14 protein-coding genes, 2 tRNA genes and 2 rRNA genes (1 of these 18 cut by a window edge) are annotated in these 22,608 nt (G+C 39.2%); 8 read left to right on the top strand and 10 right to left on the bottom strand.

Features of this window, described 5'->3' with window-relative positions; all coding sequences use genetic code 11:
- From HME9304_RS04345 to HME9304_RS04375, 7 genes are all read right to left on the bottom strand, one after another.
- A 23S ribosomal RNA gene (locus HME9304_RS04345) occupies positions 1-1,019 on the bottom strand (it extends 1,818 nt beyond the left edge of the window).
- 182 nt (positions 1,020-1,201) lie between these two features.
- Positions 1,202-1,275 (bottom strand) — tRNA-Ala (locus HME9304_RS04350).
- A 209-nt stretch (positions 1,276-1,484) separates the two neighbouring features.
- Positions 1,485-1,558, bottom strand: a tRNA-Ile gene (locus HME9304_RS04355).
- 91 nt (positions 1,559-1,649) lie between these two features.
- A 16S ribosomal RNA gene (locus HME9304_RS04360) occupies positions 1,650-3,171 on the bottom strand.
- The 16S and 23S rRNA genes sit together here with 2 tRNA genes alongside, the layout of an rRNA operon.
- A gap of 304 nt (positions 3,172-3,475) precedes the next feature.
- A complete protein-coding gene (locus tag HME9304_RS04365) occupies positions 3,476-5,461 on the bottom strand; it encodes a putative porin (protein WP_112377417.1) in 1,986 nt (661 codons plus the stop codon).
- Positions 5,462-5,603: 142 nt separating this feature from the next.
- Entirely contained in the window at positions 5,604-7,085 is a 1,482-nt protein-coding gene (locus HME9304_RS04370) for a RagB/SusD family nutrient uptake outer membrane protein (RefSeq protein WP_112377418.1), read from the bottom strand.
- 12 nt (positions 7,086-7,097) lie between these two features.
- Positions 7,098-10,406: a SusC/RagA family TonB-linked outer membrane protein gene (locus HME9304_RS04375; protein WP_112377419.1), complete on the bottom strand. Its 3,309-nt coding sequence runs from the start codon at positions 10,404-10,406 to the stop codon at positions 7,098-7,100.
- Positions 10,407-10,624: 218 nt separating this feature from the next.
- On the opposite strand from HME9304_RS04375, the gene HME9304_RS04380 reads away from it, so the two are divergent.
- From HME9304_RS04380 to HME9304_RS04395, 4 genes are all read left to right on the top strand, one after another.
- Complete coding sequence (locus HME9304_RS04380; RefSeq protein ID WP_112377420.1) at positions 10,625-11,221, top strand: ribonuclease HII; 597 nt, start codon at positions 10,625-10,627, stop codon at positions 11,219-11,221.
- A gap of 29 nt (positions 11,222-11,250) precedes the next feature.
- On the top strand, positions 11,251-13,710 hold the full coding sequence (locus tag HME9304_RS04385; protein ID WP_112377421.1) for a ribonuclease HII: 2,460 nt from the start codon (positions 11,251-11,253) through the stop codon (positions 13,708-13,710).
- A gap of 135 nt (positions 13,711-13,845) precedes the next feature.
- Positions 13,846-15,162: an OmpA family protein gene (locus HME9304_RS04390; protein ID WP_112377422.1), complete on the top strand. Its 1,317-nt coding sequence runs from the start codon at positions 13,846-13,848 to the stop codon at positions 15,160-15,162.
- A 16-nt stretch (positions 15,163-15,178) separates the two neighbouring features.
- On the top strand, positions 15,179-15,874 hold the full coding sequence (locus HME9304_RS04395) for a TapB family protein (protein WP_112377423.1): 696 nt from the start codon (positions 15,179-15,181) through the stop codon (positions 15,872-15,874).
- Positions 15,875-15,908: 34 nt separating this feature from the next.
- Here HME9304_RS04395 and lipB read toward each other — a convergent pair whose 3' ends face one another.
- Genes lipB through HME9304_RS04410 form a run of 3 tightly spaced genes read right to left on the bottom strand, consistent with a single transcriptional unit; the run spans position 15,909 to position 17,564 of the window.
- A complete protein-coding gene (gene lipB, locus HME9304_RS04400) occupies positions 15,909-16,625 on the bottom strand; it encodes a lipoyl(octanoyl) transferase LipB (protein WP_112377424.1) in 717 nt (238 codons plus the stop codon).
- 32 nt (positions 16,626-16,657) lie between these two features.
- The gene (locus HME9304_RS04405) at positions 16,658-17,398 is read right to left on the bottom strand and encodes a hypothetical protein (RefSeq protein ID WP_112377425.1); all 741 of its coding nucleotides are present in this window, start codon (positions 17,396-17,398) and stop codon (positions 16,658-16,660) included.
- 10 nt (positions 17,399-17,408) lie between these two features.
- A complete protein-coding gene (locus HME9304_RS04410; RefSeq protein WP_082433465.1) occupies positions 17,409-17,564 on the bottom strand; it encodes a YqaE/Pmp3 family membrane protein in 156 nt (51 codons plus the stop codon).
- A gap of 84 nt (positions 17,565-17,648) precedes the next feature.
- Here HME9304_RS04410 and HME9304_RS04415 point away from each other — a divergent pair, with 84 nt between their 5' ends.
- The 4 genes from HME9304_RS04415 to HME9304_RS04430 all read left to right on the top strand — a co-directional run bounded on the left by HME9304_RS04415 (position 17,649) and on the right by HME9304_RS04430 (position 22,583).
- Positions 17,649-18,701 carry a response regulator transcription factor gene (locus HME9304_RS04415; RefSeq protein ID WP_112377426.1) on the top strand — a complete coding sequence of 351 codons (1,053 nt, stop codon included), beginning with the start codon at positions 17,649-17,651 and terminating at the stop codon, positions 18,699-18,701.
- Between the two features lie 101 nt (positions 18,702-18,802).
- Positions 18,803-19,360, top strand: a complete 558-nt coding sequence (locus tag HME9304_RS04420; protein ID WP_112377427.1) for a thioredoxin family protein — start codon at positions 18,803-18,805, stop codon at positions 19,358-19,360.
- A gap of 49 nt (positions 19,361-19,409) precedes the next feature.
- Positions 19,410-21,107 (top strand): lysine--tRNA ligase, encoded by a 1,698-nt coding sequence (gene lysS / locus HME9304_RS04425; RefSeq protein ID WP_112377428.1) that lies wholly within the window; start codon positions 19,410-19,412, stop codon positions 21,105-21,107.
- 45 nt (positions 21,108-21,152) lie between these two features.
- Positions 21,153-22,583 (top strand): SLC13 family permease, encoded by a 1,431-nt coding sequence (locus HME9304_RS04430; RefSeq protein ID WP_112377429.1) that lies wholly within the window; start codon positions 21,153-21,155, stop codon positions 22,581-22,583.
- Positions 22,584-22,608 lie beyond the last annotated feature (25 nt).

A 22,608-nucleotide genomic window follows, 5' to 3' on the forward strand; every position in this document is an offset into this window, starting at 1 on the left:
CGGGTTCTTTCCCTCTCGGACATGGACCTTAGCACCCATGCCCTCACTGCCCTGAAACATTATATAGCATTCGGAGTTTGTCAGGAATTGGTAGGCGGTGAAGCCCCCGCATCCAATCAGTAGCTCTACCTCTATATAACTATCAGAACGCTGCACCTAAATGCATTTCGGGGAGTACGAGCTATTTCCGAGCTTGATTGGCCTTTCACCCCTACCCACAGGTCATCCCAAGACTTTTCAACGTCAACGGGTTCGGTCCTCCACTGTGTGTTACCACAGCTTCAACCTGCCCATGGGTAGATCGCACGGTTTCGCGTCTACTACTACTGACTATGGGCGCCCTGTTCAGACTCGCTTTCGCTACGGCTGCGCACCTGAAGTGCTTAACCTTGCCAGTAAAAGTAACTCGTAGGCTCATTATGCAAAAGGCACGCCGTCATCCCGATAAATCGGGACTCCGACCGCTTGTAGGCGTATGGTTTCAGGATCTCTTTCACTCCGTTATTCACGGTTCTTTTCACCTTTCCCTCACGGTACTGGTTCGCTATCGGTCTCTCAGGAGTATTTAGTCTTGGCGGATGGTCCCGCCGGGTTCATACAGGGTTTCACGTGCCCCGCACTACTCAGGATACCGCTATCTAGGCGCTCTTTGCTCTTACGGGACTATCACCCTCTACGGTCAAGATTTCCAACTTGTTCTGATTCATCGCACTTCGAACATCGCGGTCCTACAACCCCGCTGCTGCCGAAACAGCAACGGTTTGGACTAATCCGATTTCGCTCGCCGCTACTATCGGAATCACTTTTGTTTTCTCTTCCTCCGCCTACTTAGATGTTTCAGTTCAGCGGGTTCGCCCCCCTTGCGGGGTGGCATATCTTCAATATGCCGGGTTGCCCCATTCGGATATCCGCGGATCGACACTCGTGTGCAGTTCCCCGCGGCTTTTCGCAGCTTATCACGTCCTTCTTCGCCTCTGAGAGCCAAGGCATCCCCCATACGCCCTTCTTTTGCTTGTCGCACCTGTACCTGGGTACAGATGCCCTCGTAATCCTTTGTTATGTTCTATTCTACTTCGTGTTTCTTCTTTGACTTCGCGATGATGGAATAAACCATCACGCTCCGTCCCAATATGTCAATGAACTTGTGGCGGGCCGCCACCGGCAAAAAAAAAATATGCCGTGGACAGCTTTTACGCCGTTGTGGAGAATATCGGAGTCGAACCGATGACCTCCTGCGTGCAAGGCAGGCGCTCTAGCCAGCTGAGCTAATCCCCCGTTTCAGTTGTCGGTCGTCAGTCGATAGCCGTCAGTACCAACCATAACCCTACTCCTATTCTTAACGTGAACGCTAACTCCCAGAATTTCCAATATTTTTTTTTAAAGAACTTCGTACTTCCGTATTTCAAACTTCGTACCTCCCGTAGTCTCAAACAGACTTACCCCGACTGCGCTCGGCACAGGCTTCTCGCCAGCCTTTCGACCTGTAGTCTCAGGCAGACTCGAACTGCCGACCTCTACATTATCAGTGTAGCGCTCTAACCAGCTGAGCTATGAGACTCTTTGGTGAACATATTATAAGACAGCATAAAAGATGAACAAGGACCGTTCCGATGGGGGGACGGGACATTGTCCGGTCGTCTCTTCTCTAGAAAGGAGGTGTTCCAGCCGCACCTTCCGGTACGGCTACCTTGTTACGACTTAGCCCTAGTTACCGATTTTGCCCTAGGCCGCTCCTTGCGGTGACGGACTTCAGGCACTCCCGGCTTCCATGGCTTGACGGGCGGTGTGTACAAGGCCCGGGAACGTATTCACCGGATCATGGCTGATATCCGATTACTAGCGATTCCAGCTTCACGGGGTCGAGTTGCAGACCCCGATCCGAACTGTGACCGGCTTTGTAGATCCGCGCCCCCTTGCGGGGTGGCTTCCCTCTGTACCGGCCATTGTAGCACGTGTGTGGCCCAGGACGTAAGGGCCGTGATGATTTGACGTCGTCCCCACCTTCCTCGCGGTTTGCACCGGCAGTCCCGTTAGAGTCCCCATCTTTACATGCTGGCAACTAACGGTAGGGGTTGCGCTCGTTATAGGACTTAACCTGACACCTCACGGCACGAGCTGACGACAACCATGCAGCACCTTGTAATATGTCCGAAGAAAAGGGTGTCTCCACCCCTGTCATACTACATTTAAGCCCTGGTAAGGTTCCTCGCGTATCATCGAATTAAACCACATGCTCCACCGCTTGTGCGGGCCCCCGTCAATTCCTTTGAGTTTCATTCTTGCGAACGTACTCCCCAGGTGGGATACTTATCACTTTCGCTTGGCCGCCGAGCCCAAGGGCCCGACAGCTAGTATCCATCGTTTACGGCGTGGACTACCGGGGTATCTAATCCCGTTCGCTACCCACGCTTTCGTCCATCAGCGTCAGTATATGGTTAGTCACCTGCCTTCGCAATCGGCGTTCTATGTGATATCTATGCATTTCACCGCTACACCACATGTTCCGGCAACTTCACCATAACTCAAGACCGCCAGTATCAAAGGCAATTCTACGGTTGAGCCGCAGACTTTCACCCCTGACTTAACGGCCCGCCTACGGACCCTTTAAACCCAATGATTCCGGATAACGCTCGGACCCTCCGTATTACCGCGGCTGCTGGCACGGAGTTAGCCGGTCCTTATTCTTACGGTACCGTCAGCCATCTTCACGAAGATGGGTTTCTTCCCGTACAAAAGCAGTTTACGACCCATAGGGCGGTCATCCTGCACGCGGCATGGCTGGATCAGAGTCCCCTCCATTGTCCAATATTCCTCACTGCTGCCTCCCGTAGGAGTCTGGTCCGTGTCTCAGTACCAGTGTGGGGGATCCCCCTCTCAGGGCCCCTAACCATCGCTGCCTTGGTGGGCCGTTACCCCACCAACAAACTAATGGTACGCATGGCCATCCCTGTCCGATAAATCTTTAATCACGTGGACATGTGTCCATATGATGCCATGGGGCATTAATCCAAATTTCTCTGGGCTATTCCCCTGACAGGGGCAGGTTCCATACGCGTTCCGCACCCGTGCGCCGGTCGTCGGCGGGTGCAAGCACCCCCGTTACCCCTCGACTTGCATGTGTTAGGCCTGCCGCTAGCGTTCATCCTGAGCCAGGATCAAACTCTTCATTGTCTATCGTTAAATATCTATCCAACTACCTTGGACAATGACCGAGTCCCCCGCATCAAAATGGTTCCTTGTGTTCTCTTTTACGCTGTCTATACAATATGTCAAATGAACTTCTTGAATCCGAAAAAGAAAAAAACAGCCCCGAAACGGGACCTATCTACCCTCTTACAGCGCCCAACCTTATCAGCTAAGCGGGTGCAAATATAAACAGGTTATTTCTTCTCCGCAAATAGTTTTGACTTAATTTTATCCAAAAAAGAAAAGAAAATTGTAAGGTGCTGTTTTCCAGTTACAAATTGAAAAAACTTCAAGAAAAGAAATTCCAGACCAATCCAAAACGTATGACAAAGTCGCGGTAAGGATAATTAGGTGCTGCATAAAAATTTGGTTCTGAAAAAGAAGAATTGAAGTGTTCTGCCTTTAAGTATATTCTTGTCTGCCTAACTTTCGCGTTAATAAAAAAATCCATCATTGGAAAGCCGCCAAATTCTTCTCTATTTTGCGTATAAAACTCACTTAATAGCGGGTTATAAGCATTCATATTATAGGATGTAAAATATTTAAGGGTAACCCCTGTTTGCAAGAACATCGCTTTTTTGAAAGCATCCGTTGAGAAGTAAAGCGTATTTCTTGTTACGACTTGAGGAACATTAAGCACTTGGGTATCCTGGGTAACATCTTGATAGAGAACTGTATTGGCTAAAGCCCATTTTCTCCACTTGAACTCCTTAAAATATTTAATCCGTAGGTGATTAATAGTGGAAGTCTCTTGAATAGGTTTCACGAAAGCGGTTTCAAGACCGTTATCTATTTCTTCTTGTTCGGCCTCTGATGACGCGAAGTATGTATAATTGTCAATTGCACTGTATTCAGCTTTTATATTTCCAAAAAAAAATGAGTCAAAACCAAACGCTATATTTTGTATCTGTTGTTTTTCAAAATTATCCGTATTCTGCCAATTAAAATTCTCGTAATCACTCTGGTATAATAAGTAATTGAAGTTAGGCATCCGTGAAGATGCATTAATCGAACCAAAAAATAGATTGTTCTTGTTTATTATATACTGTACAGAAGTGTTGAAAGTATTCCCTGTAAGTTCTCCTAAAATGTTATAGTTAATGCTACCATCTAATTTTAAACGTCCTAAATCCTTTGAATAGGTCCCTCCGATAGCAATTTCCTCTCCTTTCAATTGATTCCCTATAATCCCTTCATCCGTAACTAAAATGCTATTAAAGAAATAATTATAATTATAGAGACTTGCATTCCCAGAAATCTTCCCTAAAACTCTATTTGAAAATTCTATACTTAGCTTATTAAACATTGTTTTTAGACGAGCTCTATCATCTATTGGTTCTGAAAAGACATCTTCTCCAAAAGCATTATTCTGCTCTGTTTGCGTAAATTGATAATATTTAGTTTCATAATTGAATTCATGGCCAATCACTAACGCTGTAGGTTTTTTACTGGTCGAATCTTTCTTATAATTAAATAATTTAAACTGTTGATCCAAAAAATACCGTCTTCCTTGAACTCTATTAGTAGCGTCCGTATATAATACGTCTATTCTAAACCTATCTTCAAAGTCAGGTGTTCCTCCTTCAAATTGCGCACGATCCTCTAATCCGCCATTTTCTTCAGATTCAATGTCTTGAGCAGTAATATGACCCCTTACTATGTATTTTTTATTATTGGTAGTGTAATTGAAAGTTGTTCTGAAATTTCCAGATTGCGCTTGATTAAATCGATATTTACCTAATGACCTGAATCCTTTGTAAGCAATTGATGCATTAAACCCTTTATTAATGTTGAAAGTTAGAAGAGCATCTAAAAGCTGACCTTGTTCCAAAGTAGTCTTGAACATTAGTTCTGTCATTGGGGTTGGAACATGATAATAATCAATATCCTCAACCTCCATATAATTAAAGTGTTTTGTCAGTGCACCTAGTTGAGGATAGAAAGTATTCTCTGAAAATGTTCTACCGAGGGAATTATAAGGCTGACCGATATTTGCGAAAGGCATTAACTCAAAATCGTCTTTTCTGAGGTAATTATATTTATATTCTTTTTTAATTGTAAGCGTAGTGTCCAAAACAATGGTATCTCGACTATAAGAAATAATCTTATAGTCCGAGATTAACACTGAATCTTTTTCTATTGCTTCTTTACTTTTTAAAACTTTTGGACCGTTTTGTCCAACGGTATCTATCTGTTGTACTGGAGGCAGCGAGTCTTGCTGAGCGAAAACAGAAAGCCTCACTAAAAGAAGAAGTGCAATACAAAAAAATCTCATCCACTGTTATTGGTAGAACAAAGGTATATTTTTTGTTTTTAAAGAAATGTGAAAGTTTGAAATTCCCAATACTTTAGTACTGAAACAAAAAAAAGCCATCTTTACAAGATGGCCTTTAAATTTATTTTTTCAAATTCAATTACTACTCATTTTGAGTATTAATAAATGGATTGTTTTGAATCTCCAAAAATGGGATTTCGAAAGTCAATCTCTCGTCGTTATGTTCAATCGGAATACCAACAAAAGATAGATGGTTAGGACCTCTAGTTATTGTAGCTTGATTTCTTTTCATAGCTAAATAACTTTTACCTTCTCCCCATAATTCGATACGAGTTTGTAAATATATTTCATCCAATAAGTCCTGTCCTGCTAAACCGTCAATGTAAGAAGAATCAGGGATACGTAAATCCAACAATTCTTTTAATCTTTCACGAGCACCTGGTTCATTACCAGATTTTGCGAGTGCTTCTGCATTTAACAAATACATTTCTGCCACTCGCATATAAATATAATCCGTCTCAATAAAGCGTTGTCCACCGATTACTCGCCCTGGATCGTAAAACTTATCCAACGGTAATAAAAAACGATTTTCAGGATCATCATTAAATTGAGCTTTACGGGCATCATCAGCGGAAATTGCATCGTATAAATCTTGATCAATTGCTTTATAATCTCCTGCCCATGCATAACTAAACGTAAAAGAATCCATTTGTCCCCACCATGATACCAAGTTCAAACCTATCTCGGATGTCAAATCAATACCCCACATCCATCCAGGTGTATTGACATCATTAAACCCGCCAACAATCTCTTCAGCGGTCATTAAAGGAAAAGCTCCACCGTCAATTACTGCTCCAGTTTGAGAAGCAACATCACCCCAACGGTCACGCCTGGAACCTAAAACATAGGCCAGTATTCCTCTGGCAACATCTTGATTGATTTCATTCTTTGCGCTACGACCAAATCCTTCCAACAAAGAGATGGCTGAAGTTAAATCGCTCTCCATCAAATCATAGATTACACTTGTCGCTACTTTTGGACCATTAACATCTTCAATATCATCATATAATGGCAATATCTCAGCTGATGGATTATAATCATTGGCAAAGTATTGAGTCAAGTAAAAATAAGAGTGCGCTCTAATAGCTAATGCTTGCCCTAAATTATATCTTGCCTCCTCTAGTTCAGGAACAGCATCGCTCCCCCCGAAAGCACTGATAGCAGAATTGGCAGAACGAACAAGACGAAAATAATACCTCCATACTTGTCTATTGTCACCAAAAGTAAAATCTTGAGGGCCTTGAAATTCAGTGATACTTGCCCTATACCAACCAAAAGTACTACGAGATAATGCCATGTCACCACATAGCATATCACCAAAGATATCATTACCTTTTTGCCCAAAATCATCATCACCAGTAGTACCACCTGTTTCTGTCTGAATCATTAAAGAGTAAATACCAGCAATAGTACCCGCAACTATACCAGGGTTGGTAACAGCTGCATCAGTTATCTGATTTTGAGTTATAAACTCAGAAGGTTCTCTGTCCAAAAAGTCGTCTTCACAGCTAAATGTCAGTAACATCAAAGCCATAATTGTACTTATGTAAAACTTATTTTTCATAATTATTTTTTTTTAAAATTTAACACTAACACCCATAGTAACTGTACTTAAAGGAGCGTACAAACGTCGTCCTGTATTACCAGTTTCAGAAGTAGTTGGATTAAATCCATCTCTTTTAGAACCTATGTAAAGATTATCTCCAGAAACCCAAACATTAATATTTTGCAATCCTGTATTACTCAACAACCTTGTCGGGACTTGATAGCCTAAACGAACATTGTTTAAGGCGATAAAATCTGATTTAATCAACCATCTTGTGGATGAAGAACCTATATTTTGATCAAAACCATCTGAAATACGGGGTACATCCGTTATATCTCCAGGTTGCTGCCATCTTCTGCTAATATCTGTATGGAAATTGTTTGAACCAGCACCAAAACGGTCGTTCATCAATTCAGAGTATTGTGTATCATGAGCCCATCCACCAAACTGATAAGTAAATTGTGCAGCAAGGCTAAAATTCTTGTAACTACCTGCCAACCTGAAGGCCCCTCGAAGCGTTGGAATTGCAGATTTGTCGACATATTTTAAGGTTGCATCAGCATATCTTGTCGTAGTTTGGCTTGCTATGGTCGCATCTGGGTTATTGAGTGTATAAGGAAATAAATCGGCAATACTCTCCTCTCCATCATCTAATGTACCATTGCCATTAGCATCATTAAAGTACTCGTTCCAAAGCATGACACCAGTTTCTGGATCAACACCCGCATACTCTCTTAAATAAAAATCAAAAATAGAGCTTCCTCTAGAGTAAGCAAACAATGGAGGAGATGCATCAATAGGTCTTGGTACTAATTCCTGTGTTTGCGGATCTACCCACAAAGGCATTGTAACAATCTCATTGTCTATATGCTCTCCATTAATGGTAAGATCTAATTTAGCATTTTCCGTTTGAATTAGATGAGCGGTCAGACTAAATTCCAATCCAGTGTTTCTAAGCTCTCCATCATTAACCGTTACTGTTGAAATACCTTGCGAAGATCCAACACGCCTATCGAAGAAAAGATTCTCCGTATTTTTACGGTAATAATCCACATTTACATCCAAAAATCTTCCCAAGGAAAGTTCTACCCCAGTTTGAAACATTTTTGATTCTTCCCACGTCAAATCAGGATTTCCATTCCGTCTCTCTGAAATGGATAATCCGTCATTCAAATTGGTTACATTAAAAGTATCATCAGATTGATAGAAGTCAATACCTTCTTGATCACCTATAACACCGTAAGAAGCCTTTAACTTCAAATATGAAAACAGTTTGCTATTTTCCAAGAAACTTTCATTACTAGCTATCCAAGAACCCCCAATGGACCAGAAAACACCCCACTTATCATTAATAAATCGCGAAGAGCCATCGGTCCTTACTGAACCCGAAAGAAAATAAGTACTATTGTAATTATAGTTGACCTGTGAAAAATACGATTCCAACGTGGCACCCTCACTAAATCCGACTGGCTGACCTTGCGTTACTGCAAAGTTGTCCAACTCCAAAAGACCCGGAACTGCAACATCTCTTTTATTACCACTACTGAAATTACGTGTATAATCATTGCTTTCATGAGCTATCAAAGCATCAAAGCCATGGTTTCCAAAGTTTTTATTGTAACGCAACAATTGTAAAAAGTTAGTAGTCACATCCTGTTGTTCACGTTGAAACAATGTTCCACCTTGTTGAACTGCAGTTCCATAAAATGGATTACCGTAACTCTTTTGGATATCGTTGGCAAACTGAACACCGTACCTTGTTTCAAAAACCAAACCTTCAGCCAAATTGATTTCTGCAGAAAAATTACCAATCATATCATGCCTCCTACTTCCCAAAAAATCATATACTGCCGAGGCCACTGGATTTAATAGATTTGCACTATTTCTATCTCTAAAACCAGATGGTGAACCAAAATCATATTGGAATCCTCCAAATATCGGATCGGGAACCAAATTACCATCATTATCCCTCAAAAACACAGGATATATTGGTGGATTTTTATCCGCAAATTCGAAAAGGTTTTCTGAACCAACCGTTTGACCGTTGTTTTGGCTCTCTGAATATGAATACGTAATATTCGACCCTACTTTCAACCAATCCTTAATCTGAGAAGTTAAGTTCAAACGCGTATTATAGCGTTCAAAACCTGTGTTTAGCGCGTATCCGTTATCATCCAAAAATCCAGCTGATACGTAGTAGCTAGTCTTCTCATTTCCGCCGCTCATACGAACGTTACCTTCCGTTCTAATAGCAGCCTGAAAACTTAAATCTGCATACTTTTCTGGGGTATATTTTCTAGTCACTCCTGGACGAACTGTTCTAGTTTCTGGATCTATTAATTCAGATGTTGAGTTCACATTCCATAGATTATAACCTGGATCAATACCTGCATTCGCGTCAAATAAGGTAGCATTCGCAAAAGCTACAGGGTCTGCCTCACCAGTAGCAACACCTCGATTGAATTTACCCTCCCAAGTATATCCGATATACTCCTCTGGAGACTGAAGTACGTCGTAGCGAGGAATTAATTGTGAATTGAAACCTGTTTTAAAATCTACCTCTATAGTAGCATCCCCTGATCTACCTTTTTTTGTAGTAATCACGATAACCCCATTTGCCCCTCTAGAACCATAAATTGCGGTTGCTGTCGCATCTTTAAGAACCGTTACACTAGCTATATCTTGAGGATTAATCGAGTTCAATGGACTAATGGTATTAGCAAAAGTTTGCTCATCATCATCATCACCTACATCACTATTAGGAACACGTGGTACTGTAAATGGAACACCATCCACAACATAAAGTGGATTTCTGTTACCATTTACGGATCCATAACCACGAATACGTATGGTAGATGCATTACCAGGCTGACCTGAAGTATTTACCACCGTTAAACCTGCAACCTCACCTGTCAATGCCTGGGCTATATTAGGGTTGGATTTCGCATCTAGATTTTCGGCCTCAACAACTGCGGCGGTACCAACAAAGGCCTCTTTCGTGGTAGTCCCATAACCCACAACAACTACCTCGTCCAATGCCTGTGCGTCTTCCTCCATCTGTATACTTATTGTATCCGAAGAACCAACCGTCCTATTTACGGTTCTCTGCCCCAAGTAGCTAAAACGTAGAACTTGACCTTCATTGGCGGAGATTGTGTAGTTACCGTCAAAATCGGTCTGTGTGCCGGAAGTTGTTCCTACCACAACGACCGATACCCCTGGAAGGGGCAAGCCATTTTGGTCAGTTACATTACCGGAAATTGTTTTCTCTTGTCCGAAAGAGAAACTCATGCATAACACCAACAAAGGCGTAAGCATCAAAGTTAACTTTGATTTCATTTAATTGAATTTTTGAATTAGTCAGCGGTAAAAATCTTAATAAAAACTTAATATTCCAAAAAATACATTGGAATCAACCCATAAAATGTTAAAATTGACCTAATAATTACGATATTTTTTTTTCGTAGGTATTTTCTTTGAAAAAAAATTATCTATTTAACCTTTTTACAGAACAACACGCATTTTTTTGTGACCGGAGCTGATTTTCAAGAAGATTTATGTTAAAAAAAAGATTCAAATATGATAAAGAAGCAGGCACTGACGAAGCTGGGAGAGGTTGTTTAGCAGGACCTGTTACTGCCGGAGCAATTATTTTGCCAAAAAAATTTGCCAACACAATTTTAAACGACTCTAAGGTTTTATCGGAGTTAAAGAGAGAATCCTTAAGATCAGTACTGGAAAAAGAAGCAATATCCTTTTCCGTTTGTCATGTTTTTGAGGACGAAATTGACAAACTCAACATTTTAAATGCTTCCATACTTGCAATGCACAGAGCTTTGGATGGTCTTTCCCGGGCCCCAAGTTTTATTCTTGTTGACGGCAATCGTTTTAAACCCTACCCTTCCATTCCCCATGAATGTATCATTAAAGGCGATGGAAAATTCATGAGTATTGCCGCTGCATCCGTATTGGCCAAAACCTACAGGGATGAGTATATGTGTAAAATACACGAAGAGTTTCCAATTTATAATTGGAAAAGAAATAAAGGATACCCAACCAAAGAACATCGAGAGGCAATAAGAGAATATGGACTAACCAAATACCATAGAAAAAGTTTTAGGCAACTTCCCAAACAATTGATACTGGATATTTAAAAATCCTAAATTTGTTTGAAACTTTGACAATGAAACCCCAGATATTTGTTTTTTTACTCATCTCCTTATTATTATCCTGTAAAGATGAAGTCACGACCACAGATTCTTTATTAAAGTATTTACCTCCAAATGCAGCATTGATAATAAAAATAAATAATCTTCCCAATTTTAAAAGTGAGCTAAAAAACAATTCATTTTTAAATAAGATGGATAATTTGGAATTACATGAAAATATATCCAGGAAAGTCAGCGATCTAGAAAATATAAATTCTGACGCAACCTGTGTTCTGGCATTTTATGAAATTGGAAAGAAAAATTATGAAATCGTTTTAGTATCAAAAAATACAGTTGATTTTTTCAATACAAAAAATGTAAGCAACAAAACAATTGAAACCCTAAATTATCAAGATAGGAACATTAAAAAATATAGTCTTGATGATTCTGAGATATATAGTATAATAGAAGACAGCACCATCATTCTAACTTCGTCCATGATGTTGATGGAAAATATGGTTCGCGCTAAAGTGGATTATCCAATAGATTCCGAATTAAAAAAATTATATGAAACTTCTGAAATTAATAAACCGGCAACCCTATTTTTAAATCTTAGAGAACCATCTTCAATGATATCTTCCCAATTAATTGAAGGACGAAACAAACTTGGGGACTTTTGCGATTGGATATCCCTTGATTTTTCTGCGAATTCAGATAATTTAAATTTTAACGGAATCGCGATAGCTTCAGATTCTACGAAAAATTTTATCAATCTTTTTAAGAGAACAAATCCATTAACCAATAAAACGCCATTTATAGCCCCCCTGAACGCACAGGCAATAATCTCCTATACTTTTGATGATTATCTGGTCTTTGCAAAAAATCAAAACAATTATTTGGATAGAACCAGGCGTATTGATTCTCTTTTCAACACGATTGAAGAATTGGGGATAATTTATTCAAATTCACAAAAGGCGATTATCCTAAATTCATTTGGAACAGAGAGCTTATCCGAGTTTTTGGATGTTAACAGAACCTCCTCTTCAATCTATCAAGGCAGTGAAATACTTTCAATATCAGCTCATGATTTGCTTACAAAAACTTTTAATCCGCTGGTAACAGATTTTGAATCCAAATATTATACGATTCTTGAAAATGCATTTATTTTTTCGGAAAAAAAAGAAATATTGCAAACCATTATAAACAATTATAAAACCAATTCCTCATTTGGTAAGACAGACTTCTACAAAAGTGCCATGGCATCTTTGGCAAATGAATCCACCATACTTTTTATCTCCAACGCTTCAGGAATTGATTTTTTTACGGAAAAAGAATTTCCCTCTACATTTTATAATTCAATAAAGGAAAAAGATTTCTCCGACCACACATTTGCAGCCCAAGTAGTAGCTGAAGAAAATTTTGCCCACATCAACTTTTTGGTCTCTAAAATAGAAAAGCCCGTAAAAACCAAAACAGTAACTCCCCTATTTACTTTAGAGTTGGATACAGATTTAGCGAACAAACCACAATTTGTCAAAAACCATAGAACAAATAAACAAGAGATTATAGTTCAAGATCAGAATAATTTTTTATACCTAATCTCCACGGAAGGCAAAGTACTTTGGAAAAAACAATTGGAAGGCAGAATACAGGGCAAAATACATCAAGTGGACATCTACAAAAATGGACGTCTGCAAATCGCATTCTGCACAAATAACAAATTTTCTATACTAGATAGAAATGGCAATGAAGTGTCTCCCTTTAAAAAGACCTTTGAGGGCGGTAATCTAAACCCATTGGCTGTTTTTGATTATGAGGGTAAAAAAGACTATCGTTTTATTGTCACTCAGGGCGAAAAAGTTTTTATGTACAACAACAAGGCACAAATAGTCGATGGATTTATATATACCAAAGCCGAAAGTCCTATCATGCAACCTCCAAAGCATTTTAGAATTTCCAATAAAGATTATTTAATATTTCAATTGGAAAACCAAAGCTTAAAGATTCTTCATAGAACAGGTAGGGAACGTATCAAAGTTGACCAAAAAATAGATTTTTCCAGCAATGAGACATATTTGTACAAGAACAAATTTTCCATAACCAATAATAAAGGAGTGCTTCATCAAATAGATACAAAGGGTAAACTCACCAGCACCAATTTTAACTTGAACAAAGACCACGGAATGTACGCCACGAACAATACTTTGGTTTTTATGGATGATAACGTCTTGAGCATAAGGGGTAAAAAAGTCGAGCTGGAACTGGGAGTTTATACCAAACCAAAAATTTTCTACATATACGATAAAATTTACGTGAGCGTTACGGACATCCAAAACCAAAAAATATACTTGTTCGATAGCCAAGCATTGCCAATTGCCAATTTCCCAGTTTTTGGCAATTCCATTATCGATTTAGCGGATATGGACAATGACAGAAAATTAGAGTTAGTAGCAAAAGATCAAGAAAATTCAATTATCGTATACAAAATAAATTAGCAGCTTTATTAAAGCAACTTGTACATACATTTAAACAATATATACATCTTACCTGTGTAAAATCATCCAATTTTGTAATTTTCAATCAATTACGATATCTTTTAGTATCGTATTACTAACTAAACACTTATTTACATGAAAACCTCTTTTATGGGCAAAATCCTTATGGTTTTTGCTTTATCATTCTGTTTTAATGCCAATGCGCAATTTTTCAAAAAATTAGCAAAAAAAGCCGAAAGAGCTGCCGAGAGAACCGTTGAGAGACGTGTAGAACGAGAAAGCGAGAAGAAAACCGACCAAGCACTGGATAGTGTTTTGGGCGATGGCTCCGGAAGTAAAAAAGCTCCCAGAACACCTCAAGAAAACCAAGGAAATTTACCTTCAAGCACCAGTGGAAATCAAAGCTCAACCGGTACATCCACGGAACCGTCAAAAGGAGGGCCAAAAACGATAGAGGTATACAGCAAGTTCGATTTTGTTCCCGGTGACAGACAATTATTTTTTGATAATTTCCAAAACGACTTTGTAGGCGATTTTCCTTCCAAATGGAATACCGATGGTAGCGGAGAAGTAGTGGAGATAAGTAGCGAGAGCGAAAAATGGTTTGAAATAAAACCTAATTCCTTTTATATACCAGATGTACCATCACTGCCTACTGATTACACTATAGAATTTGATATCTTGGCCAATGGACTCGATAATAAGACTTCATCTACGGCAAAGCTGCGCTTTATTTTGGATGATAGTGACAAATTTGGGTATGGTGCAAATGCCGTTTATGCCTATCTTCCTTTTTGTCAATATACCCCTGTTGGTATTGGAATTTGGAATAATATCAGTGGTAAGAATGTTATCCGAAATACTGTTACAGCAGACATAAGAAAGGACGTTCTACAAAAAGTTCACGTATCCGTTGCGGTAAACGATAAGCGTTTCAGGCTTTGGGTCAATGAAAATAAATATATCGATGTGCCCAGACTGGTTCCTTCTGGGAAAATTGTCTCTTTAAAATTTGAGCCTGTCGGATTTAAGGATGGTAAAGAGCGCTTATTTATTTCAAATTTGAAAGTTGCCGAGGGTGGCGTCGATTTAAGGAGAAAACTAATTTCCGAAGGGAAAATATCAACAAATGGAATTTTATTTGAATCCGGTTCAGCAAATATCCAACCGCAATCCATGGGCATAATCAGGCAGATTTCCCAAGTTCTGCAACAAGAAAAAGGGATGAAACTAAAAATTGTTGGCCATACAGATTCTGACGGGTCTGATGAAAACAATCTTAATTTATCCGAAAAGCGGGCCGAGGCAGTAAAAAACGTATTGGCTACTGTTTACGGAATTTCTTCCAATAGATTAATGTCCGAAGGCAAGGGAGAATCCGAACCCGTGGAGGATAATGCCACTATTGAAGGCAAAGCACAGAACAGGAGAGTCGAATTTATTAAGCAATAACAAAAACCAACAAAAGATGAAAACCAAAGTTATAGTAAGTGTTCTAACAATTTTTAGCTGTTATTTTCTAGCTGCCCAAAGTGCTTGCAGTAAATATTATCCCCTTGAAGAGGGTGCATCTTTCCAGTATACAAATTACAATGGCAAAGGAAAATTGGAAGGTAAAATAGACTATAATGTAACCAACGTTTCCAATAATGGGGATACTACAACTGCGACCATGGAAATGAAATATCAAGATCGCAAGGGCAAAGAAATAATGGCATCGGACTATGATTTTACCTGTGAGGGGGATGTTGTTAAAATAGATTTTCAATCGTTGATGAACCAACAAATGATGCAACAGTTCGCCGCGATGGAAATTGATGTAACGGGCACGGATATAGAATTGCCCAACAACCTGAGCGTTGGTCAAGAATTGGCCGACGCCAATGTAAGTATAGCTGCCGACATGGGTGGTATGACCATGAACATGAATGTGGAAACAATCAACAGAAAGGTCGAAAAAAAAGAAAAAGTAACCACCCCTGCAGGTGATTTTGATTGTGTTGTGATTTATAGCGAAAACAAAACCAAAATGCCTATGATGGGAAGTAAGATTTTTCCATCTAGGATTTGGTTGGCAGAAGGTATTGGAATGGTAAAACAAGAAAGCTTTAATCCAAAGGGTAAATTAACAAGTAGTATGGTGCTGACCGAACTCCAAAAATAATATCCGTTGTGTTTTTTAAAGAGGAAGCCTCGGTCTAGACGGAGGCTTCCTCTTTTATCAACTCTGCTTTGAAAAGCTTTTCAAAATACTTGTGGAGTTTCACTTTTATTTCATCCATATCAATCTTTTGCTTGCCCAGCTCTACATTTAAAGAAGTTACCGCCTTATCCTTTATTCCGCAAGGAATCATCATATCAAAATATCCTAAATCTGAATTTATGTTTAAGGCAAAACCGTGCATGGTAACCCACCTGCTCGCTCTTACGCCCATAGCACATATCTTTCGTGCAAATGGTGTTCCAACATCCAGCCAAACCCCTGTTTCACCTTCGGAGCGTTCTGCCTCCAATCCATATTCGGCCAGAGTCAAAATAACCATCTCTTCCAGTAGCCGTAGATATTTGTGGATATCTGTAAAGAAATTATCAAGGTCCAAAATAGGGTAGCCTACAATCTGTCCTGGGCCGTGGTATGTAATATCCCCGCCTCTATTAATTTTGTAAAATTTGGCGCCTTTTTTCTCAAGCACCTTTTCATCTACCAGTAAATTTGACATATCCCCACTTTTACCAAGTGTATAAACGTGCGGGTGCTCTACAAAAATAAAGTGATTTGGCGTTTTATCTTTAGTGCCTGATCTCCTGTTTTTGATTTTAAGATCAACGATTTTCTGAAACAGTTTTTCTTGGTAATCCCAAGTTTCCTTGTAATCCTTAAGTCCTAAATCCTCCAGAAAGACTTTCTTGTTCATCCCGCAAAGATACAAACACCTTTATCCAAAAACTAGTCCTCCAGTTCAACCTTCAAATCTAAAACGGAAGGGTCTTTCATGAGGTCCATAAAATCTACCTCGTAGAACATGGTTTTGCCATCTGCACTAAAAGTGGCACCTTCAACATTTGTGGATCTTACTTTTTTCGGAAATTGATATTTAAGGGTATATGTTGATCCTGAGAGAAACATTTCGGCTCCTTGCAAGCTATCCAATCCCTTTTGAAAGAGTTCTTCATCTATAATTTTCGCTTTACGGGAAAAAATATTATTAGAGAATGTATAGTTGACCTCTGTCGTTGCGTCTTGATTACCTATGGGCGCCGACTTTTGCTGCCCATTTTTTGGGCCAAGAGCGCTTGCGCCTTGAAATGCATTGAATGCATCATTTACCTCACTTACATCCTTGAACTCACTGAACAAATCAAATTTCATTATTTTTTCCTCTGGGTTCATGATCATGTGCATGCTAAAAGGTTCCAACTGTTTTAGTTTTGCCTGCTCTTCAGGTGGAAGCTTTGCGATACTATCCTTTTTTTCTTCGAGCATGTCTTTGAACGAGAACAAAGAATCGACTGGCTTTTCGTTGCTCTTCATCATTTCTTCGCCTGCCATTTCCATAAGCTCCGATCCATCAAAATTGATGGATAACTTCCCTGAACCATCTTCTTTTAAAGAAATTTCCTCAGTAAAGTTGCATGAGGAAATAAAGGCAATGGCGATTGCCCAACCTAAAAATTGAATTTTTTTCACTTGGAATATTTTAGTTCGTGTTATTTAGTATGACCAAAGCCCCAATAATACCGGGCACCCAACCACATAAGGTTAAAAGTAATACAATAACAAAAGAACCACAACCTTTTCCGATAACTGACAAGGGTGGAAAAATAATCGCCAATAATACTCTCCAGAAACTCATTGATTTGATTTTGATTGATGTTACTTATAGGTATAAGAATTTCAGGATTTGTTACATAAAAACCAGTAAATTACACCCCATAATATGATACGAACTTTCGCTTTTCTTGTTTTGGCACTGACCATATTCCCAATATCAGCTCAATACAGTTTCTCTGGAACCGTATCAGAAGAAAACGGCGGAAAGGTGATTTACTTATCCTTGGTGGAAGACTACAGAAAATCCTCTCGGATATATTTGGACCAGATTGTAAAAAAAGCTGCAGTTGATTCAACAGGATTTTTTCAGTTTAAAGGAAACAATTTGTTAAATGAAAATCGCATATATAGAATACATTTGGACGATTGTTTGGACAACGCAGATTCCAATCACTATTTGGGCCAATGCAGTAGTTCGGAAAGTGTTCTTTTTGTGGCCAACAACAATGACGTTGTGCAGTTTCCTACATCTTTTGAAAATCAGGCGTTGTGTACAATTCAATCAACCAATCCAAAATCATCTTTTCTTTTAGAAGTAGAAAGTCTTAAAGAGGAAATGATTTTTGATTTTACAAATTATATCAGCGAAACCAACAAGAAGCTCAATTCCAGGAAATGGTTCCATACACTGCAGAAATTTGGCGAGAATACCAACGAACCTTTGGTGGAACTCTATTTATTTGACTTTCTTTCGGATAAAAAGAACGAAACCTACTCTTTCTATTTAAATGATATTTTGAAAAACGATTACTATTCCAATTTACTGGAACGTTTGAAGAACAGCTATCCAAATGCAATATTTACGCAACAATACGAAGCAGAGATAGCTACGGATAAACAATTAGCGACCTTCAAGGGTCAAAAATCTTGGAGCTGGAAATGGACGCTATTGATTCTCTTCCTTATTTCGGCATGTTTGAATGCTTATCTCTTAATTACGAAAAGAAAGAACAGTAAGGCCAAGAATAAAAGCCTAGTTGAAAAACTGACACCGCAGGAGCAAAAAATTGTAGCGCAGATTTTGCAGGACAAAAGTAACAAGGAAATTGCTTTGGCCATGTTTGTAAGTCATAGCACGATTAAAACGCACATCAATAACCTTTATAAAAAATTGGGTGTTTCCACGCGTGGGGAAATTTTGAAACTTTTCAAAAAATAAAAAATTTCCACCGGGGGTCTAGTCCTCATTTCCAACTATCCCAATGCTTCGTTCATTTTAGTTTTATGTGATTTTCGCATCCAAATCTTAAACTGAAAATCATGAAATCAAAAATTATCATCGTTTTTTGCATTTGGACAACACTTACGTTTTCGCAAGAATTCAATAAAGAAATCACTTTAGAAAACGCCAGCAAATTTATGGTAGGAAAAATTAATCGGAAGGGGTTGCAAGCTGAGCCCTACAATTCTTGGTTCAACCAAGGTTACGGGAATTATGAAGTGGATTACGCCTTAGTAAAAATGTTCAAAAAACGTCTCGCCAAACACCATGTGAAACTTTTTCTGGGCACTTGGTGCGGCGACAGTAAAAGAGAAGTCCCCAGAATCATAAAAATTTTAGATGCTGCAAAATTTCCAATGGAACAATTGGAAATCATTGCACTGGACAGGAGAAAAGAGTATTACAAAAAGAGCGCTACAGGAGAGGAAGAGGGTCTAAACATTATAAAAGTTCCAACAATGGTTTTTTTCAAAAATAGAAAAGAAGTGAACCGAATAGTAGAAAGTCCCATTGAATCTTTGGAAGAAGATATGGCGCAAATTACCAACGAAAAACCCTATACCCCCAATTATGCGACATTAAGTAAGGCCAACTAAGGAATTAAAGCGCAAAAGTGTAATTTTGCGCTTTAATTTTTTATAGACTATGCAACTATCGGAACAAGAAATCGTTCGAAGGGAAAAATTGACCAAACTAAGGGAATTAGGGATAAATCCCTACCCTGCTGCGCTTTATCCAGTTGATGCTACCTCGCAAAGCATCAAAAATGATTTTGAAGAGGGAAAACGGGTAGTGATTTCTGGAAGGTTGATGTCAAGAAGAATTCAGGGCAAAGCTTCTTTCGCAGAACTTCAGGATAGCGAAGGTCGTATACAGGTCTACTTCAACCGTGATGAAATCTGCCCAAATGACGATAAAACCCAGTATAATGAAGTCTATAAAAAGTTACTGGATATTGGAGACATTATTGGGATAGAGGGTGAACTTTTCATGACACAAGTGGGTGAAAAAACCGTGATGGTCAAAAAATTTAGCTTACTGAGCAAAGCATTACGTCCACTGCCCTTGCCCAAAGTAGATGGAGATGGCAACATTTATGATGAGTTCAATGATCCGGAATTGCGCTATCGTCAACGCTATGTTGATTTAGTGGTGAATCCATCAGTTAAAGAGACTTTTGTAAAGCGTACGAAGATTACAAACAGTATTCGCGAATTTTATAATGAAAAAGGTTATCTAGAGGTGGAAACTCCTATTTTACAACCGATTCCCGGGGGCGCTGCTGCCAGACCTTTTTTAACACACCATAATGCCCTGAACATTCCTTTGTATTTGAGAATTGCCAATGAACTTTATTTAAAACGGTTAATTGTAGGTGGTTTTGATGGTGTTTATGAATTCTCAAAGGATTTTAGAAACGAAGGTATGGATCGTACCCATAATCCAGAATTTACCGTCATGGAATTGTATGTAGCTTACAAGGACTATAATTGGATGATGGACACAACGGAACAACTTTTGGAAAAAATTGCTTTGGATGCCACTGGCAGTACCAAAGTAACAGTGGGGGAGAATGAAATAGAGTTCAAGGCCCCATACGCACGTGTTCCTATTTTGGAAGCTATTAAAATACACACAGACCATGATGTCGCTGGAATGGATGAAGAAGAGCTTCGTGAAGTGGCCAAAAAACTCGGTATCGAAGTTGATGAAACTATGGGTATTGGTAAATTGATAGATGAGATTTTTGGGGAAAAGTGTGAGCATCACTACGTACAACCTACATTCATCATAGATTATCCAAAAGAAATGAGTCCACTTACCAAAGAACACCGTAATAATCCGGCACTGACCGAACGCTTTGAGCTAATGGTCAATGGAAAGGAATTGGCAAATGCCTATTCTGAACTTAATGATCCGATCGATCAGCGGGAACGTTTTGAAGAGCAACTAAGACTATCGGAAAAAGGGGATGATGAGGCCATGTTCATTGACCAGGATTTTTTACGAGCTCTTGAATATGGAATGCCCCCAACTTCTGGAATAGGTATTGGTATTGATCGTTTGGTAATGCTCATGACCAACAATTCATCCATCCAAGAAGTATTGTTTTTCCCCCAAATGAGACCTGAGAAAAAACAGGTCGAGCTTACCGAAGAAGAGAAAACAATAATGGATATTTTAAAAACCGAGGAAGAAATGCTGCTTTCAGAACTTAAAACAAAAGCTGGACTGAGCGGTAAAAAATGGGACAAAAGCACCAAAAATCTTTCAAAACTTGGCGTATTTGCCGTAGAAAAACGTAATGATGGTCTTTTTGCAAAAAAGTTAATGGCAAATTGAAGTCGTTCCTGTTATCTTTAGAGCTTTGAACGCTAAAGACCACCAATGGAAAAATCAAAAATAGCGGGACTCATTCTTGGTCCCGTTGTATTTCTTATACTGCTCAACTTACCTTTTAACATAGTTTCAGAAAAAGGAGACCCCGTAATTTCCGTTACGGTCTGGATGTTGATTTGGTGGATTACCGAAGCCGTTTCCATATCCGTAACTGCACTTTTGCCCTTATTGCTATTTCCGTTGCTAAAAATACTGCCAATCGCGGATGTGGGCGCCAATTACGGAAGCCCGATAGTATTTCTCTTTTTCGGTGGATTTGTCATGGCATTGGCGTTGGAAAAAGTGAATTTGCATAAAAGAATAGCACTAAATATCATAAAACTTACGGGCACCACTCCCAATAAAGTAATTCTTGGGTTTATGATTGCGACAGCATCTTTGAGTATGTGGATAAGCAATACTGCTAGTACCGTAGTAATGCTTCCCATAGCATTATCTGTAATCAGCTTGTTGATAGACGATGAAGATGGATTCACAAAAAATGATAAGAATTTCTCATTGAGCGTAATGCTGGGTATAGCGTTTTCAGCAAATGCTGGCGGAATTGCAACGGTTATCGGTACCCCACCAAATTCAGTATTGATCGGACTCTTGGAAAATGAGTACAATATTGAAATCTCTTTTTTAAAATGGATGACGTTGGGGCTCCCTTTTTCAATAGTAATGATAGGAATAAGTTATCTGGTCTTGGTCAAATGGATGTTCCCCAACAAAGATTTAAAATTCAATGCATCAAAGGAGGTAATTCAAATAGAGCTGCAAAAATTGGGGCCAACATCAGGAAAGGAAAAATTGGTTCTTGCAATTTTTGCGGTCACGGTTTCCCTATGGATTTTTAGGACTTTGATCAACAGTATTTTTCCGAATCTGGGACTTACAGATACCATGATCAGTATCCTTGCCGCAATTTCTCTCTTTGCAATACCTTACAATATAAAAAAGGGTGATTTTCTGATTCATTGGAAAGATACTTCGAAATTGGCGTGGGGCATACTCATACTTTTTGGAGGCGGGCTGGCATTGGCCAAAGGTATGTCATCAAGTGGAATAGTGGATATGGTAGCAGTAGCGATAGCAGGGAGCGATATCAGTATCATACTTACCGCAGCGCTATTGATTCTTTTAATGCTTTTTATGACCGAACTTATGAGCAATGTTGCTCTTATAGCAGTTTTAGCACCTGTAGTTGCAGGTATTGCAATAGGGTTGGACATTCCCATACTCTATTTACTGATTCCCGTTACCATGGCAAGTAGTTGCGCTTTTATGCTGCCCATGGCCACTCCGCCAAATGCCATTGTCTTTGCCAGTGGCTATGTAAAAGTTTCTCAAATGGCCAAGGTTGGCATTATATTGAACCTTATATCAGTTGGATTACTGATTCTTGTATTTCAGTTTGTGGTACCATTGCTATTTTAAAAAAGTAAACCCTCCAATAAAGGAG

It is taken from the genome of Flagellimonas maritima (genome assembly GCF_003269425.1).
Taxonomy (GTDB): Bacteria; Bacteroidota; Bacteroidia; order Flavobacteriales; family Flavobacteriaceae; genus Flagellimonas; species Flagellimonas maritima.

Coding starts and splice junctions, on each gene's coding strand:
- HME9304_RS04370 (WP_112377418.1), bottom strand. CDS start 7,085: ATGAAAAATAAGTTTTACATAAGTACAATTATGGCTTTGATGTTACTG.
- HME9304_RS04385 (WP_112377421.1), top strand. CDS start 11,251: ATGAAACCCCAGATATTTGTTTTTTTACTCATCTCCTTATTATTATCC.
- HME9304_RS04420 (WP_112377427.1), top strand. CDS start 18,803: ATGAAATCAAAAATTATCATCGTTTTTTGCATTTGGACAACACTTACG.
- lysS (WP_112377428.1), top strand. CDS start 19,410: ATGCAACTATCGGAACAAGAAATCGTTCGAAGGGAAAAATTGACCAAA.
- HME9304_RS04375 (WP_112377419.1), bottom strand. CDS start 10,406: ATGAAATCAAAGTTAACTTTGATGCTTACGCCTTTGTTGGTGTTATGC.
- HME9304_RS04380 (WP_112377420.1), top strand. CDS start 10,625: ATGTTAAAAAAAAGATTCAAATATGATAAAGAAGCAGGCACTGACGAA.
- lipB (WP_112377424.1), bottom strand. CDS start 16,625: ATGAACAAGAAAGTCTTTCTGGAGGATTTAGGACTTAAGGATTACAAG.
- HME9304_RS04430 (WP_112377429.1), top strand. CDS start 21,153: ATGGAAAAATCAAAAATAGCGGGACTCATTCTTGGTCCCGTTGTATTT.
- HME9304_RS04395 (WP_112377423.1), top strand. CDS start 15,179: ATGAAAACCAAAGTTATAGTAAGTGTTCTAACAATTTTTAGCTGTTAT.
- HME9304_RS04410 (WP_082433465.1), bottom strand. CDS start 17,564: ATGAGTTTCTGGAGAGTATTATTGGCGATTATTTTTCCACCCTTGTCA.
- HME9304_RS04415 (WP_112377426.1), top strand. CDS start 17,649: ATGATACGAACTTTCGCTTTTCTTGTTTTGGCACTGACCATATTCCCA.
- HME9304_RS04390 (WP_112377422.1), top strand. CDS start 13,846: ATGAAAACCTCTTTTATGGGCAAAATCCTTATGGTTTTTGCTTTATCA.
- HME9304_RS04365 (WP_112377417.1), bottom strand. CDS start 5,461: ATGAGATTTTTTTGTATTGCACTTCTTCTTTTAGTGAGGCTTTCTGTT.